This window comes from Cryobacterium sp. TMT1-2-1, assembly GCF_004403955.1.
GTDB classification, from domain to species: domain Bacteria; phylum Actinomycetota; class Actinomycetes; order Actinomycetales; family Microbacteriaceae; genus Cryobacterium; species Cryobacterium psychrotolerans.
On the sequence record NZ_SOHC01000031.1, the window covers coordinates 24828 to 39950 of the forward strand.

16 protein-coding genes are annotated in these 15123 nt (G+C 69.4%); 7 read left to right on the forward strand and 9 right to left on the reverse strand.

From position 1 onward, the window contains the following. Positions 1-44 precede the first annotated feature (44 nt). The 5 genes from E3T33_RS06075 (at position 45) to E3T33_RS06095 (ending at position 4909) form a co-directional block, all read left to right on the forward strand. Entirely contained in the window at positions 45-1208 is a 1164-nt protein-coding gene (locus E3T33_RS06075; RefSeq protein WP_241977065.1) for a helix-turn-helix domain-containing protein, read from the forward strand. A gap of 99 nt (positions 1209-1307) precedes the next feature. Then, on the forward strand, positions 1308-2228 hold the full coding sequence (locus E3T33_RS06080) for an ACP S-malonyltransferase (RefSeq protein ID WP_134574960.1): 921 nt from the start codon (positions 1308-1310) through the stop codon (positions 2226-2228). Between the two features lie 34 nt (positions 2229-2262). Next, on the forward strand, positions 2263-3267 hold the full coding sequence (locus E3T33_RS06085) for a beta-ketoacyl-ACP synthase III (RefSeq protein ID WP_092321785.1): 1005 nt from the start codon (positions 2263-2265) through the stop codon (positions 3265-3267). A gap of 61 nt (positions 3268-3328) precedes the next feature. Continuing rightward, positions 3329-3577: an acyl carrier protein gene (locus E3T33_RS06090; RefSeq protein WP_092321784.1), complete on the forward strand. Its 249-nt coding sequence runs from the start codon at positions 3329-3331 to the stop codon at positions 3575-3577. Between the two features lie 96 nt (positions 3578-3673). Further along, on the forward strand, positions 3674-4909 hold the full coding sequence (locus tag E3T33_RS06095; RefSeq protein ID WP_134574961.1) for a beta-ketoacyl-[acyl-carrier-protein] synthase family protein: 1236 nt from the start codon (positions 3674-3676) through the stop codon (positions 4907-4909). A gap of 171 nt (positions 4910-5080) precedes the next feature. Here the strand turns inward: E3T33_RS06095 and E3T33_RS06100 are convergent, their stop codons facing one another. After that, positions 5081-5602: a DUF3145 domain-containing protein gene (locus E3T33_RS06100; RefSeq protein WP_092321781.1), complete on the reverse strand. Its 522-nt coding sequence runs from the start codon at positions 5600-5602 to the stop codon at positions 5081-5083. A 226-nt stretch (positions 5603-5828) separates the two neighbouring features. Between E3T33_RS06100 and E3T33_RS06105 the strand changes: the two genes are divergently transcribed. Then, entirely contained in the window at positions 5829-6398 is a 570-nt protein-coding gene (locus tag E3T33_RS06105; protein ID WP_166784411.1) for a PadR family transcriptional regulator, read from the forward strand. Positions 6399-6410: 12 nt separating this feature from the next. Here E3T33_RS06105 and E3T33_RS06110 read toward each other — a convergent pair whose 3' ends face one another. From E3T33_RS06110 to E3T33_RS06140, 7 genes are all read right to left on the reverse strand, one after another. After that, positions 6411-7247: a DUF1684 domain-containing protein gene (locus E3T33_RS06110; RefSeq protein WP_134574963.1), complete on the reverse strand. Its 837-nt coding sequence runs from the start codon at positions 7245-7247 to the stop codon at positions 6411-6413. Between the two features lies 1 nt (position 7248). Then, positions 7249-8943: a bifunctional 3'-5' exonuclease/DNA polymerase gene (locus E3T33_RS06115; RefSeq protein WP_092321776.1), complete on the reverse strand. Its 1695-nt coding sequence runs from the start codon at positions 8941-8943 to the stop codon at positions 7249-7251. Positions 8944-8993: 50 nt separating this feature from the next. Next, positions 8994-9650: a phosphoribosyltransferase family protein gene (locus E3T33_RS06120; protein WP_241982845.1), complete on the reverse strand. Its 657-nt coding sequence runs from the start codon at positions 9648-9650 to the stop codon at positions 8994-8996. Between the two features lie 16 nt (positions 9651-9666). Next, the gene (locus E3T33_RS06125; protein ID WP_241982846.1) at positions 9667-10707 is read right to left on the reverse strand and encodes a metallophosphoesterase; all 1041 of its coding nucleotides are present in this window, start codon (positions 10705-10707) and stop codon (positions 9667-9669) included. Positions 10708-10759: 52 nt separating this feature from the next. Then, positions 10760-11539, reverse strand: a complete 780-nt coding sequence (locus E3T33_RS06130; protein ID WP_092321772.1) for a phosphatase PAP2 family protein — start codon at positions 11537-11539, stop codon at positions 10760-10762. A gap of 90 nt (positions 11540-11629) precedes the next feature. Beyond that, positions 11630-12517: an amino acid-binding protein gene (locus tag E3T33_RS06135; protein WP_092321771.1), complete on the reverse strand. Its 888-nt coding sequence runs from the start codon at positions 12515-12517 to the stop codon at positions 11630-11632. Between the two features lie 70 nt (positions 12518-12587). Beyond that, the gene (locus E3T33_RS06140) at positions 12588-13586 is read right to left on the reverse strand and encodes a zinc-dependent alcohol dehydrogenase family protein (RefSeq protein ID WP_092322106.1); all 999 of its coding nucleotides are present in this window, start codon (positions 13584-13586) and stop codon (positions 12588-12590) included. A 194-nt stretch (positions 13587-13780) separates the two neighbouring features. Between E3T33_RS06140 and E3T33_RS06145 the strand changes: the two genes are divergently transcribed. Further along, a complete protein-coding gene (locus E3T33_RS06145) occupies positions 13781-14344 on the forward strand; it encodes a hypothetical protein (RefSeq protein ID WP_134574964.1) in 564 nt (187 codons plus the stop codon). A gap of 26 nt (positions 14345-14370) precedes the next feature. On the opposite strand, the gene E3T33_RS06150 is transcribed toward E3T33_RS06145, so the two are convergent. Beyond that, the gene (locus E3T33_RS06150) at positions 14371-15084 is read right to left on the reverse strand and encodes a M50 family metallopeptidase (protein WP_092321768.1); all 714 of its coding nucleotides are present in this window, start codon (positions 15082-15084) and stop codon (positions 14371-14373) included. Positions 15085-15123 lie beyond the last annotated feature (39 nt).

Below are 15123 nucleotides of genomic sequence, written 5' to 3' on the forward strand. Positions count from 1 at the left end.
CCGTGGCACCGGCCCCCAAGACGAAGGAACAGACGCTCGCCTGGCTGCGGACAATCTCGGGTGAGTTGTCCACGGCCACGCTCAAGCGGCTCGAGGACACGCTGCCCTGGTACGGCGACATGCCGCCGGGGCGGCGGTCCGCCGTCGGGCTGGTCGCGCAGGCCGGCATTACCTCGTTCATCTCCTGGTTCGACGACCCCACGTCGACCCCGTGGATCGCGGCGGATGTCTTCGGCGCCGCCCCGCGGGAGCTTCTGCGCTCGATCAGCCTGCAGCAGACCCTGCAGCTGATCCGGGTCAGTGTGGAAGTCGTCGAGGAACGGGTCAAGGACGGCAGCGAACTGCTGCGCGAGGCCATCCTGCTCTACTCCCGGGAAATCGCGTTCGGGGCGGCGGATGTCTACGCCCGCGCCGCCGAGGCCCGCGGGCTCTGGGACGCCCGCCTCGAGGCCCTCGTCGTTGACTCGATCCTCAGCGGCGAATACGACGACGAACTGCCCAGCCGCATCGCGGCGCTCGGCTGGCACGGGCACGGCGAGGTCTGTGTGCTCGTCGGAACGACTCCGAAGATGCTCGACGTCGACCGTCTGCGCCGCTCGGCCAGGCACATGGCCGCTGACGTGCTGATCGGCGTGCAGGGCAACCGCCTCGTGCTCGTCATCGGCCGCGCCCATCCCACCCCGGTCGACACCGACGACGCGATCGGCACCGCAGGCGCGCTCAGCTTCATGGAAATCGCCCTGCAGCTCGAGCCCAGCTTCGGCCCCGGCCACCTGGTGCTCGGCCACGAGGTGCCCAACCTCGTCGACGCGTCCAAGAGTGCGAAGGCCGCTCTGGCCGGCTTCGCCGTCGCCCGCTCGTGGCGGAACGCCCCACGACCGGTCCAGGCCGACGACCTGCTCCCCGAGCGCGCCCTCGCCGGCGACCCGCTCGCCCGCGCCACGCTGATCCACCGGATCTACCGCCCGTTGCAGGCGCACTCCACCGAGCTCCTCACCACGCTGTGGTGCTACCTCGACAACGGCCGATCGCTCGAAGCGACGGCGCGTGAGTTGTTCGTGCACCCCAACACGGTGCGCTATCGGCTCAAGCGGGTGTCGGAAGTCATCGGCTACGACGCCACCGGAGCCCGGGAAGCCCTCATCCTGCAGGCGGCACTCATCATCGGTTCGATCAGCGACCACGACGGTTCTGCCCGTCGCCGCTGACCCGGCCGACGGCGAATATGCCGAAAACGACAAACGATCGCCGAATACTTGGTGCACCCTCGACACACGGACCTCGGCCCGGGTTGGGAGACTAGTCACGTGATTGTCGTCGTTTGCCCAGGACAGGGCTCCCAAACCCCAGGTTTCCTCACCCCGTGGCTCGAACGCCCCGACTTCGCCGCCGGACTGGCGGACATGTCGGACCAGGTCGGCATCGACCTCACGGCGCACGGGACCCTCAGTGACGCCGACACGATCCGAGACACCGCGATCGCCCAGCCCCTCATCGTTGCGGCCGGACTCCTCACCCTCCGGGCCCTTCTGGCCGACGGACGCCACACCGCCGTCGCCGGCATAGCCGGCCACTCCGTCGGCGAGATCACCGCTGCCGCGGGCGCCGGCATCCTGGACGCCGTCGACGCGATGCGATTCGTGCGCGAGCGCGGCGCCGCGATGGCACGGGCGGCAGCGCTCGAACCCACCGGAATGAGCGCCGTCATCGGCGCCGACGAGGGCGAACTCCTCGCGAGGCTCGCCGAACTGGACCTCGAACCAGCCAACTTCAACGGCGGCGGCCAGATCGTCGTGGCCGGCGCGCTGCCCGCGCTGGGCGCACTCGCCGAAACCCCGCCCAGCCGGGCCCGGGTCATTCCGCTTCAGGTCGCCGGCGCATTCCACACCCGGTATATGCGGCCCGCCGCCGAGCATCTCGCGTCCGTCGCGGCCGGGTTCTCGCCCCACGACCCCGCCCTGCCGATCTGGACCAATCACGACGGAAGCCGAGTTTCCGACGGCGCCCGTTTCCTCGAGCTACTCGTCGGCCAGGTCTCCTCGCCGGTACGGTGGGACCTGTGCATGCAATCGTTCGCAGATGCCGGCGTGACCGGAATCATCGAAGTTGCGCCGGCCGGAGCCCTCGTCGGGCTCGCTAAGCGGGCACTCAAGGGCGTTCCCAGCGTCGCCATCAAAACGCCGGGCGATCTTCCGGCCGCGTGGGCGCTGCTCGAGCAGCAGTCCTGAGCCGGAACCAAAGAAACACAAGCGAGGAAGTCGCATGACCCAGCCAACACTTCAGCAGTCGCACGGCCCGCAGTACACCCGCATCCTGTCGGTGGGAGCCGCCCGCGGCGACCTCGTCGTTCCCAACGACGACCTGGTCGGGCCGATCGATTCCTCCGACGAGTGGATCCAGCAGCGCACCGGGATCATCACGCGCACCCGGGCCAGCCAGGACCTGCTCGCCGTCGACCTCGCCACAGATGCCGCCCGCGAGGCCATCGAGCGCAGCGGGATCGACCCCACCCTCATCGACGCCGTCATCGTCGCCACGATCAGCAACACCCAGCAGACGCCATCCATGGCCGCGGTCGTTGCCGACCGCGTCGGCACGACGCCCGCCGCCGCCTATGACGTCAACGCGGCCTGCGCCGGCTACTCGTATGCCATCGCCCAGGCTGACGCGCTCATCCGCGCCGGCGCCGCCCACTACGCACTCGTGATCGGCGCGGAGAAGCTGTCCGACGTGGTCGACCCCACCGACCGCAGCATTTCCTTCCTTCTCGGCGACGGCGCCGGCGCCGTGGTGATCGGCCCGAGCGAGTTCCCTGGGATCTCCCCCACTGTGTGGGGTTCCGACGGGTCGAAGGCGGACGCCGTGGGCATGAACCACACGCTGCAGGAATACCGGCGGGGCGAGGCGCCCTGGCCGACCCTGCGCCAGGAGGGCCAGACGGTCTTCCGCTGGGCGGTGTGGGACATGGCCAAGGTGGCCAAGAAGGCGCTCGAGGCTGCCGGTATCACGGCAGACCAGCTCGCCGCTTTCATCCCGCACCAGGCCAACATGCGCATCATCGACGAGTTCGCGAAGCAGCTGAAGCTTCCGGCATCCGTCGTGATCGCCCGCGACATCGCGACGACCGGCAACACGTCGGCCGCGTCCATCCCGCTGGCCACCCACCGCCTGCTCGAAGAACACCCCGAGCTCAGCGGCGGCCTCGCGCTCCAGATCGGCTTCGGCGCCGGACTGGTCTACGGCGCGCAGGTCGTTGTGCTGCCTTAGTCCCCCACGTCCATCTAAACTGAGTCTCGGTCTAACGAGACACCCCCAAGGAGAAAACAACATGGCATTGTCCACCGAAGAAGTTCTTGCCGGCCTGGCCGAACTCATCAACGACGAGACGGGCATCGCAGCCGACACGGTCGAGCTGGACAAGTCGTTCACCGACGACCTGGACATCGACTCCATCTCCATGATGACCATCGTCGTCAACGCAGAAGAGAAGTTCGACGTCAAGATCCCCGACGAAGAGGTCAAGAACCTCAAGACCGTCGGCGACGCCGTCACGTTCATCACCAAGGCCCAGGGCTAAGACCCGGCCGATGAACAGGCCGGCCGGCATCTGCCGACCGGCCTGTTCGTGCGGGACTTGCGTCTCGCGTTTCCATGCCTCACGGGGAGTTATGTTATGACCAAGAAGATCGTTATCACCGGCATCGGCGCGACCTCGCCTCTCGGCGGGACCGCCTCCGAAAGCTGGTCGGCACTGCTGGCCGGTGAGTCCGGCGCACGCACGCTCGACTACGACTGGGTCGCCGAAACTCAACTTCCGGTGACGTTCGCCGCGCAGGCCAGGGTCTCCCCGAGTGAGATCCTTGCCCGGCACGAAACGAAGCGCCTCGACCCGTCCAGCCAGTTTGCGCTGATCGCCGGCCGCGAGGCCTGGGCGGATGCCGGCTCCCCCGAAGTCGACCCGGACCGCCTGGCCGTCGACTGGTCGACCGGTATCGGCGGTGTCTGGACCCTGCTCGACGCCTGGGACACGCTGCGCGAGCGCGGTCCGCGCCGGGTTCTGCCGATGACCGTGCCGATGCTGATGCCCAACGGCCCCGGAGCGGCAATCGGCATGGACCTGCATGCCCGCGCCGGCATCCGGACCGTCGTTTCCGCCTGCGCGTCCAGCACCGAGGCCCTCGTCAACGCCTACGACCGCCTGCAGGCAGGGCACGCCGACATCATCATCGCCGGAGGCTCCGAGGCGGCGATCCACCCGCTCCCGATCGCGGCCTTCGCGTCGATGCAGGCGCTCTCCAAGCGCAACGACGACCCGGCCAGGGCGTCCCGCCCCTACGACATCAACCGCGATGGTTTCGTGCTCGGTGAGGGCGCTGCCGCCCTCGTCGTCGAGACCGAGGAGCACGCCAGGGCCCGCGGCGCCCGCATCTACGCCGAGCTCCTCGGCGGTGCCGTGACCAGCGACGCATACCACATCACCGCTCCGGACCCCGAGGGATCCGCCGCCGCCCGGGCCATGATCACCGCGATCCGCAACGCCGGCGCGGAGCTCGGCGACGTCTCGCACATCAACGCTCATGCCACGAGCACGCCCGTCGGCGACATCGCCGAGTACAACGCCCTGCGCCGCGTCTTCGGGGACCTGCTCGACGGCATTCCCGTTTCGGCAACCAAGGCGTCCACCGGTCATCTGCTCGGAGGGGCCGGAGCCATCGAGGCTCTGTTCACCGTGCTGGCGCTCTCGGACCGCGTGGCACCCCCGACGATCAACCTGACCGACCAGGACCCGAGCATTCCGCTCGACGTGGTCACGTCGCCGCGCGCCCTCCCGTCCGGCGACCTGCTCGCGATCAGCAACTCGTTCGGATTCGGCGGCCACAACGCCGTCGTCGCTTTCCGCAGCGTGTAGCCGCGGATCGCGGCAAACTCGACCGCGCGATCCCCCAGAAAGACCCCGACCGGCTTCCGGTCGGGGTCTTCTTCTTGAGTGCGATTCGCGTCGTTTCGTTTACGTGCCGCCGGGAGTGCTCTCCGACCTGCGCGCCTGGCGCCACGATCCTGCGAATCGCAGGTTCCTGGGTCAGCCGACCTTGTGCAGCCAGACGACGGAATTGAAATCGCTCGCGTGGCGGAACGGTTCCAGCTCGTCATCCCACGCCTGGCCGAGTGCGAGCCGGAGCTCCCGGTGGAGTTCGATCGCGTTGGCGCCGGCCACCTCAATGGCGTACCGCACTCGGTCCTCCGGCACGACGATGTTGCCGGCGGTGTCGGTCTGCGCATAGAAGATACCGAGGTCCGGCGTGTGCAGCCAGCGTCCGCCGTCGGTGCCGAGGCCGGCATCTTCCGTCACCTCGTAGCGCAGGTGTTCCCATCCGCGCAGGGCTGATGCGAGGGCCGCGCCGGTTCCCCGGTCGCCCTCCCAGTAATACTCGGCGCGCTGCGAACCCTTCTGCACGGGCTGTTCGGTCCAGTCGAAATTGACCGCCTCGCCCAGGGCGCGCCCTGCCGCCCACTCGACGTGGGGGCAGAGTGCACGAGGAGAGGAGTGCACATAAAGCACTCCCCGTGCAGTTGCTGCCTGCCGTGCCTGTGTTGCCGCCATCGTTTTTCTCCGTTCCTCTGAGGTGCGTCTTCCCCAACGACCTCTGAACGGCGAACTCGAATGCAGTGAGTACGGCCTGGCTATGAAATTGAACGACATCGCAGTCGCTAGCTGAATTATGCCTCACCCCGCAACGAAATCACAACACTGTTATTCCGCGAGTCCGTCCGACCTCGGTCGATTCTGTATATTCGGTATAGAAATATCGGGCAATTTTCACGGAGGCATGGTGTCGGTTCGAAGCAATCTGCTGGTCATCCTCACGATCGGCCCGGCCTACGGGTTTCAGTTGCACGGCGAGTTGCAGTCCCGGACCGCGGGCAGGCGAACCGTGAACGTCGGCCAGATCTACGGCACCCTGGACCGACTGGTCAGCCAGGGCGCCGTGGAGTCCGCCGGGACCACCCACGACGGACTTCCCCTGTACCGGCTGACCGACGCCGGGCGCGCCGAGGCGTTGACCTGGCTCTCCGACACGAGCAGCCCCGTCGGCGAGGAATGGAACGACCTCGTGGACCGGGTGCTCCTGGCGTCCTCGCTGCCGCACAGCGATGTGCCGGCCATCATCGCCGGCTACCGAAGTCGCTGGCAGCGCACACGTAACGGGGCTGGGCTGACCGGACAGGACAGGCTGGCCGCCTCGGCGGCATCCGCCCTCGCCGCCGCAGCCCTGGCCTGGCTGGACGAAGCCGAGGCGGCGCTGGCCGGCGTATCGGCGGGCGCGTTCCGCCGGGAGCTCAGCCACGCACGCCCACGGCGGGGCCGGCGCCCCGCGGCGGCTGTGCCGGCACACTAGGTGCCGCACTCGTCAGTGCAGGAGCTCGCCGCCCTTGGCCAGCACGTTCCGCTCCCCCGCCTCGATGGCGAACGGTAACCGGTTCCGGGCCGGCGGGATGGGGCAGTTGAAGTTGTAGCTGAAGGCGCACGGGGGCAGGTGCGCCCGGTTGAAATCGAGGATGACGCTCCCGTCGTCGCCGGGCGCCACGCGCAGGAAGCGCCCCATGCCGTACGTGTACACGCCGTTGGTCGTGTCGCCGAAGACCAGCAGGAGGGAGGGCCCGTCCGGGAAGGCGGCCAGGCGATACTCCACTCCGTCCCGGCCGACCACGATCTCTCCGGGCAGCCTCTTCTGCCGGGTCGCGCCCTGGTCATGGAGATGGGCGACGCTCACCTCTGCGTCACCGTCGAGCGGCGCGAAGGAGGCGCGGATGACCCACTCGGGGTCCCAGGGGAAGGCGTCGATGGAGCCGAACGCGCGGATACCGTCGGATTGGGCGTCCCACACGCGCAGGGCGTACCCGCCGGCCGCGTCGGCGATGATGGTGCCCGTGCGGCCCGTGCTGAACCGGATGTGTGACGGGGCGAGCGCATCCATCCCGGCGACGATCACGCTGCCATCGACGAGCTCTTCGTCGACCCGGATGCCGTCGGCCGCCGTCGCGGTCAGGCGCAACCCGGAGAGCCCGCTCGGCAGGGGCGACCAGAGGCCCGGAACGCCCCGGACGCGCCGGGATTCTCCGGCGTCGCCGGTGACCCACTGGGTGTTCACGAGGGCCAGGTTACCCTGGGGCGCCACAACCGACCGCCGTCGCTTCGCCCGGAAGGACTCGAGGCCGCCGGCCCCGGCGTCATCGGCGGCGCTCACATTACTTCGCCTCCGCGTAGCTGTCGACGGTGGCCGCGGTGAGGAGGAAGTCGACGGGGAAGTCGCCGAAGAGCAGGCGGCCGGCCGTCGCAGCCGCCCTCGTGATGATCTGCTCCACCTCGCCCGCCAGGGCGACCGGGGTGTGCACGATGACCTCGTCGTGCAGGAAGAAGACCAGGTGCGGCGTGGCGGCGAACGCCGCCGGTCGGTCCGGAGCCTCGGTGCCGCGGAGGGACCACAGCTCCTTACGCACCTCGGCCATCCAGCAGAGCGCCCATTCCGCGGCGCTCCCCTGCACCACGAAATTGCGGGTGAACCGGCCCCAGTCCCGGGCCTGGCTGCGCGCACGGCGTTCGTCGCCGTCCGACGCCGCCGGGTCATACGCCTGCGCCTGGGTGGCCTGCCAACTCTCGCCCGGCCGGGGTGAGGACCGCCCGAGCCGGGTTGTGACGATGTCGCCGCGTTCGCCGGCGCGCGCAGCGGCCTCGGTCAAGCCGAGCGCCCGCGGGTAGGCCCGGGCGAGCCTGGGCAGCAGGCGCCCGCTCTCCCCCGTGGTCGCGCCGTACATCGCCCCGAGCATGGCGACCTTGGCCTGGTCGCGGGTTTCGACCACGCCGCTGGCGACGATGCCGGCATACAGGTCGGTGTCGCGCCCGGCCGCGGCCATGGCCGTGTCGGCGGAAAGCGCGGCGAGGATGCGGGGTTCCAGCTGCGCGGCATCCGCCACCACCAGCTTCCAACCCTCGTCGGCGACGACGGCGCCGCGCACCTGCCTGGGCAGCTGCAAGGGGCCCCCGCCGCTGGCGCCCCACCTGCCGGTGGTGGCGGCGCCGGGGACATACTCGGGATGGAACCGGCCGTGCACGATCCAGGTGTCCATCCAGTACCAGCCGTTCGCGCTGAGCAGGCGGGCCAGCTTCTTGTACTCGAGCAGCGGCTCGATCACCGGATGCTCGAGCTTCTTCAATTCCCAGGCGCGCGTCGACGTGGCCATCAGCCCGGAACGCTGCAGAGCCTTGAGCAACTCCTGCTGTGAGTCCAGGTTGAACACCTGGTCGTCGAGTTCGCAGCGGATTCGCCCGGCCAGCTCCTCGAGCCGTTCCGGCCGGGTGCCGTGGGCCACTCGGGGGCCGAGTTCCGCCGTCAACAGCCGATCGTGGATGTCCGTTCGCCACGGCAACCCGGCAAACTGCATTTCCGCCGCGATGAGCGCTCCGACCGACTCGGCGGCGAGCAGGAGCCGGAGGCGGCCGGGCTCCGGGCAGGAGGCGACCGCCTGGAGCTGGCTCAGGAACTCGGCCATCGTGTCGTCGTCGGCCGGTTCGTCGTCGAAGGCCAGGTCGAAGAGCGTCGCGCCCTGGGGCACAGCCGCCTCCAGGGCCGCCGCGCGATCCCACCCGCCGGGGGCTCGCCCGGCCAGTTCACTCGCCCGGGTCAGCTCGGATCCACGCAGGATCGCGTGGCACAGCCTCAGGTCGTGGCAGCGGCGCACCCGGGTCCCGGCCGCAAGCAGGCCGGGCGACCACCGCGAGGTGTCATCCCACACCCAGCGCGGCCCGGCGGGCTCCCTGGCCGCCACGAAGGCCGGGAAGTCGAGCTGGGTGAGGCGCTCGGCTGGAGCGGTGGGGGCGCCGGCAGCGTCGAGTGCGGTGACGAGGATCTCTCCGTTGCCCGTTCGGCTGGCCAGAAGGTACACAGTGCCATTCTGCCGTGTGCCACCGGCGCCCGGCGCGACGCCCGGCCGATTCAGTCGCCCGACCACGCCGTCCGGAGCAGGCCGATCGTCTCGTCGTCGGTCAGCTGGTGGAAGTCGGTGTAGAACGGGCCAATCGCCCAGAACTCGGAGGGAACGTCGAGAACGACGACGACATCCGCCAGCCCCCTCATCTCGGCCACGGTGTCCGCGGGTGCGACGGGTACCGCGAGCACGGTGGTGGCCGCCCCCTGGCGTTTCACGGCAGCCAGCGCCACCTTGGCCGTGGCACCGGTCGCGATCCCGTCATCGACGATGACCGCGACCCGGCCGGCCGGGCTCACCTGCGGCCGATCGCCCAGGTAGCGCTTGCGTCGCCGTTCGATCTCCTCGAGCTCCGCCTGGCGCGCACGCGCCAGGCCCGCCGCATCGCTGCCGGTCGCCGCGTACACGTCTTCGTTGATGATGGTCTGCGGATCCTCCCCGTCCACGACCGCGCCCATGGCCACCTCCGGCCACCCCGGAGCCCCGATCTTGCGCACGAGGATGAGGTCGAGCGGCGCCCGGAGCCGCCTGGCGACCTCCACGGCGACCGGTACTCCCCCACGGGGAAGGGCGTAGACGACCGGATCGCGCAGGTCGAGCGTCTCCAACTGCTCGGCCAGCTTCTCGGCCAGTTGTCTGCCGGCGTCGGGGCGGTCCCTGAACACGATTCGTCCTTTTCGCCTACGGTACGCGTGCGTCGATGGTGAACGAGTCCGTGAAGCTGCCGCCGGCGACGGGTACGAATCCCGCCGTCAGCGTGTCCTCCGTCACCCGAACATCCAGATTGCCGTGGCTGGGGTCCAGGTTCAGCCCGGACCAGGCCGCGAAGTAGCCGGCCTCCGGGTCGCTCGGGTTGACGTCGCGCAGGGCCACACCGCCCGTCCCGACGATGGCCATGACCGTCCCGGCGCCGTGGGTGAGGTCACTGTCGCTATCCGAGACGCACGCGGAGGAGTAGCTTTCGGGCTCGAGATCCGGGCAGGACTCGCCGAGCGCGAGCTGCTTCGATCGCGCGTACAGGTGTTCGTGACCGCTCAGCACGAGATCCACGCGCTTGGCCACGAGCAGGTTGAGCAGGTCGGCTCCGGGATCGCAGGGGTACCTGCCGACGGACAGGCACGGCTTGTGCATGCCGGTCACCACCCAGGGGATGCCGGCACTGCGGGCGCCATCGATGGCCCTCGCGGTCCACCGGTAGCGCGCGCTGCCCGCGGAATACGACCACCGCCTATCCGGGTACTTCAACCCCGGCGAGATCATGATGAACCGCACGAGCGGGTTCACCCGGGGCACATCCACGAAATACTGGCGCCCGTAGGTCCCGACCAGTCCCGGGAGTTGGTTGGGCAGGCAGTCGGAGAAGTCGTCGATATTGCCGTTCCGCCCGTCGCTCTCATGGTTGCCCGCGAGGAGCTCAAACGGCACACCCTCTCCAACCCGGGAGGTCACGAAATCGCACCAGGCCGCCTCGCTCCCTGGCGTGCCGTAGGAGAGGTCGCCGAGGGCGAGGTGCAGGTCGGGTCTGATGCTCGCTACCTGGTCGAGCACGGCCGCGGACTGGGTGCGCTCGGCGATGTCGCCGGAGGCCGTGAACCGCACGGAGGTCGCTCCGTCCGCCCGGACGGACGTCTGCGGCACCGGGACCGGGGCCGACGCCGCGCATCCGGCCAGCACGATGCCCGCGACCGCTATTCCGGCCGCACAAGACGTCGCGACCCTCAACCTTGTCCCTCGCATATGCCCGCTCCTCGCATGTCGGCCGTATGAGAGGAAGCTAAACCCTGTTCGCCCCGGAAGACAATGAGTCGGCGACGGATGCCTCCGGCGGATGCCGCAGCGGTCGCCAGGTGTCGAGGGCGATCGCCAATCCGAGGACACAGAGGGAGAGCGACAGGGAGGCGGCGATATCCGTCACCCAGTGGTAGCCGAGGTAGACGCGCGTGAGCGCGACCAGGCCGACACCGACGATCGCGGCGAGGACCAGGAGCAGGGAAGCGACCCAGCCTCTCCCCCGGGAGAGCACCAGGTAGCCACCCACGATGAGAAAATCGGCCACCCCGAGCACGTGGCCGGAGGGGAAGGAGAAGGACGGGTCGACGCCGATGAGCATGAACTCTTCCGGGGGCCGCTCCCTGCCGACCAGGCGCGCAATCAGCAGCGCGAGGGACATGCCGGTGAGCATCGCCACCGAAAGGACGAGCACCCGCCACGCGTGCTTGGAACGCCAGATCCACAGCACGATGAATACCGCCACGACAATCGGCATCCCGATCGGGCCGGAAACCTCGGCGATGAGGATCATCGCGGCGGTCCAGCCCTCGGTGCGGTGCTCGACCATCCACGCCCGCACCGGCTCGTCGAGGAGGGCGAGTCCTCGCTGCTCGAGGACACCGTTCAAGACCAGGAAGAAGGCGGTCGTCCCGAAGGCGACGAGCAGGGCTGCGGCGATGAACCAACCGGTTCGGGCGGGCTGCACCGGCGGGAACTCTTCGGACAGGTAGTCCTGCACCCATCGGGGCCGTTGGCGCTGTTGGGCGCGGGGGCTCTGGCTCATGCATTCAGGCTAGACGATGGAGGGGGGCTCGTTGAAATGTCCCCGGGCGCCGACAGTAGGTAGAACAGCATTCAACGAGTAGAACGGCGTTCAACCGGCCTCGCGGTCTCCGGCGGATCCGGAGCGCGCCAACTCGGTGAGCTCGACCACTTCGGCGAGTTCGGCCAGGCGATGCGCGCGACCCGATTCGGCCGGCGTGAACGGCTCCCCGGGGCGGGAGAAGTAGAGCGGCGCGTGCCAGGTGGTCGGGACTTTGAGGAGGGTGGACTCCGAACCCATGTCTCGCGCCACCGGCTTGCCGGGGACGTCGATGACGATTTCGGCCGCGAGGAGCTCGGCAATGGCCTGCGGGAGTTCGCTCGGGTTGCCGGCAACGCGAGCGGCGAGGGCCAGCGTCCGGGTCTGACCGTCGGTCAGCGCGACGGGGGTGGTGGGCCAGAGCCGGGTTTGGCGACCGCCGCTCAATTCCACCGCAGCCGACAACTCCTCCTCGGCCAGGTCGCCTGGAGCGCTGAGCACGAGCTCGTCGAGCACGCCGCCGGCGACCGGGTGCACATGAATGCTCAGGATGTTCGCCTCAAGACCGGCCAGGGCCCGGCTGAGGCGCTGCAGGGCGCCCGGCTCGTCGGCAAGCACCGTGCGCACGCGCCAGAGCGCCGGTGAGGTGTCGAGTTTCCGCCGCCGGCGCAGGGCGGGCGCGTGCAGCCAGCTCCACAGGAACCGCCTGGCGGAGGGTTCGGCGACCCAGATCACGAGGGCCGTCGCAGTGAAGGCAAGCACGATGACCTTCGCGAGGTACGGCAACGCGGTCTGCACGACGAGTGCGTGCACGAGGAGTTCGATGGGCAGGATGGTCACCACGTTGACCACGGTCAGCCGCCCTTTGGAGGCCTCGGGCAACTGACCGCAGCCGTCGCAGGTCAATTCTGCTGGGCTCGGTTTTGCAGTGCCCGGTTTTCGTGCGTTCCCCCGCGTCATGGGTCCATTCTGGGCAGCTCCGGTTACGGGAACGTTGCGGAGCTGTCACAGACGTGCGAATTCGGGGACGTCAGCCGGGCAGGGTCATGTCAATGACGAGCGACCCGGACGCCGATCCCGCCCTGAGGTCGTCGAGCGCGCTATCGACCTGGCCGAAGGGGTACGCGGTCACCGAAGGCGTGATTCCCAGGTTGTGGGCGATTTTGAGGAAGTCCCTGCCGTCGGTCCGCGTGTTCGAGGTCACGCTGCGGAGGTCGCGTTCGTAGAACAGGGTGGAGTCGTAGTCCAGGGCGGGGATCCGGGAGACGTGGATGCCGGCGAGCACGACCGTGCCGCCACGAGCCGTCGCCCGCAGGGCCGGCGGCACGAGCGTTCCGGCCGGGGCGAAGATGATGGCGGAATCCAGCGGCTCCGTGGGCACGGCATCCGCTTCGCCCACGAAGGACGCGCCCAGGGTTCGCGCCAGCGCCTGGCTCTGCTCCCCTCGCGTCATCGCGAACACTTCCGCGCCGGCCGCCAGGGCGAGCTGGGCGGTGATGTGGGCGCTCGACCCGAATCCGTAGAGGCCCAGCCGGCCGCCGGGCGGCAGGGCGGCACGGGTCAGCGCCCGGTAGCCGATGATCCCCGCGCAGAGCAGGGGCGCCGTTTCGACCGGATCGCTTCCCTCGGCCAGCAGGTAGGCGAAGCTTTCCGGCACGGTCGCGTACTCGGCGAAACCGCCGTCCGCATCCCACCCCGTGTACTGCGATTGGGGGCAGAGGTTCTCTCGCCCGGCCTGACACCATTGGCACGCCCCGCAGGTGCGACGGAGCCAGGCGATGCCGACCAGGTCGCCCAGCCGCAGCTGACCCACGTCGATGCCCAGACGTACAACGCTGCCGACGACCTGGTGACCGGGCGTCACGGCGGGGTGATGGGGCGCGAGTTCTCCGTCCACCACGTGCAGGTCCGTGCGGCATACTCCGCAGGCCAGCACCTTCACGAGAACCTCGTCGGCGGCCGGCGTCGGCACCGGCTTCCGGCCGGGCTCGACGCGATGATGCTCGAGATCCGTTGTCCACGCCCTCATGCTCTCCACCGGTGGCCTCCTGCTTGTGACTCCAGTATCGCCAGCTCCGGGGTTCCGGGCTATGCCGTGTCCCCCATCCGGCCGACTGCGGTCGCCCGGCGCCGGCTGCTACCGTGACGCCAGCGACACACCCGGTCGACGATCCCCAGGCATTGACGTCTGCCGGACGCGACCGAATGAAGGGGCTGTAATTCATGAGAATCCTGTGCCCCCACTGTCACGCGGAAGCTTCGCTCACCCCGAACCGGGCTCGCTTCGACGGGGTCGTACTCCCCCGCTATGTCGTGGTGTGTTCGGGTTGCGATCGGACCACGGCGCACCATGACAAGCAGGAGCGTCTCGTCGCTGCGCTGGTCGGAAATCGCCACGGCAGCGGCAGCCATGAGCTCACGGTCGCTGCCGAGGGCGTGGGGCATGTCCGTTTCCACACCGACCCGACCGGGGAGACGACGCCGGCCGTGGAGCACTCGGAGCTGTTGGAGTACGTCACGAGCAGCATCATCTCAGAAGACACCTTCAGCCTCGTGCTTCGCACGGTCGAGACGGGGTCGAACTGCCCATCACCGGAGGGCGCCATCCCGTACACGGCCGTGCGCGGCTGGCTGGTCGTCAACGGAGAGATTCTCGCCCTCACGGGACAGGAGGTCTGGGAAGCGTCCTGCCGGGATTCCCTATCAGATGGCCCGCTCGACCCCGAGGCGGACGTGCATTTGCATTACGTCGACGCGGACGCGATTCCGCGGCCGTACGGCTGGTGACGCGGCTCGCAGCAGGCGTCCGCCGGTCAGACCAGGCCGAGGAACCCCGCGCCGAGCCAGGCGCACGCGACACCGATGACCAGGAACACCACCACCCAGACGATGCCCGGCAGATGGGTGAGGCGCGCTAACTGATCGGCGTCCGACGACCGCGCCGCCTGGCGGGAATGCGAACGGGTCCGGTGTAGCTCCAGTACCGCACGCACCGCGCCGAGGAGCAGAACCGCCGTCACCAGGAGCGCGAAAACACCCTGCACGCCGGCAGAGCCGAACCACGAAACGCCGAGGACCACGGCTCCGCTCGCGGCGACCGACCACAGGCCGAACCAGTTCCGAATCTGCACCAGCATGAGCGCCAGCGCGGCGAGCATGAGCCAGAGCAGGGCGACGTCGTAACCGAGGCTGAGCATCCGGGCGGCGCCGAGCCCGAGGAACGACGGGGCGAGGTACCCGGCCAGGAGGGTGAAGACCATCCCGGGCCCGCCGGGCCGGCCGTGGCTGACGGTGAGTCCGGAGGTGTCCGAGTGCAGGCGGATGCCGCCCAGCCGCCGGCCGCTCAGCGTCGCGGCGACGGCGTGCCCGCCCTCGTGCACCAGGGTGATCACGTGCCGGCTTTGCCGCCAGAAGGCGGGAACGAGCACGAGGGCCGCAGCCGCAGCGACGGTCAGCCAGGCGGCCTGGAGCGGGAGCGGCGCGTTGCGGGTCGTGATCTGCTCCCAGAACCCGAGCAGCACATCCATGGTCACAGCCTAGCTGCGGGCGGAGCGCGTAAGCCGTCC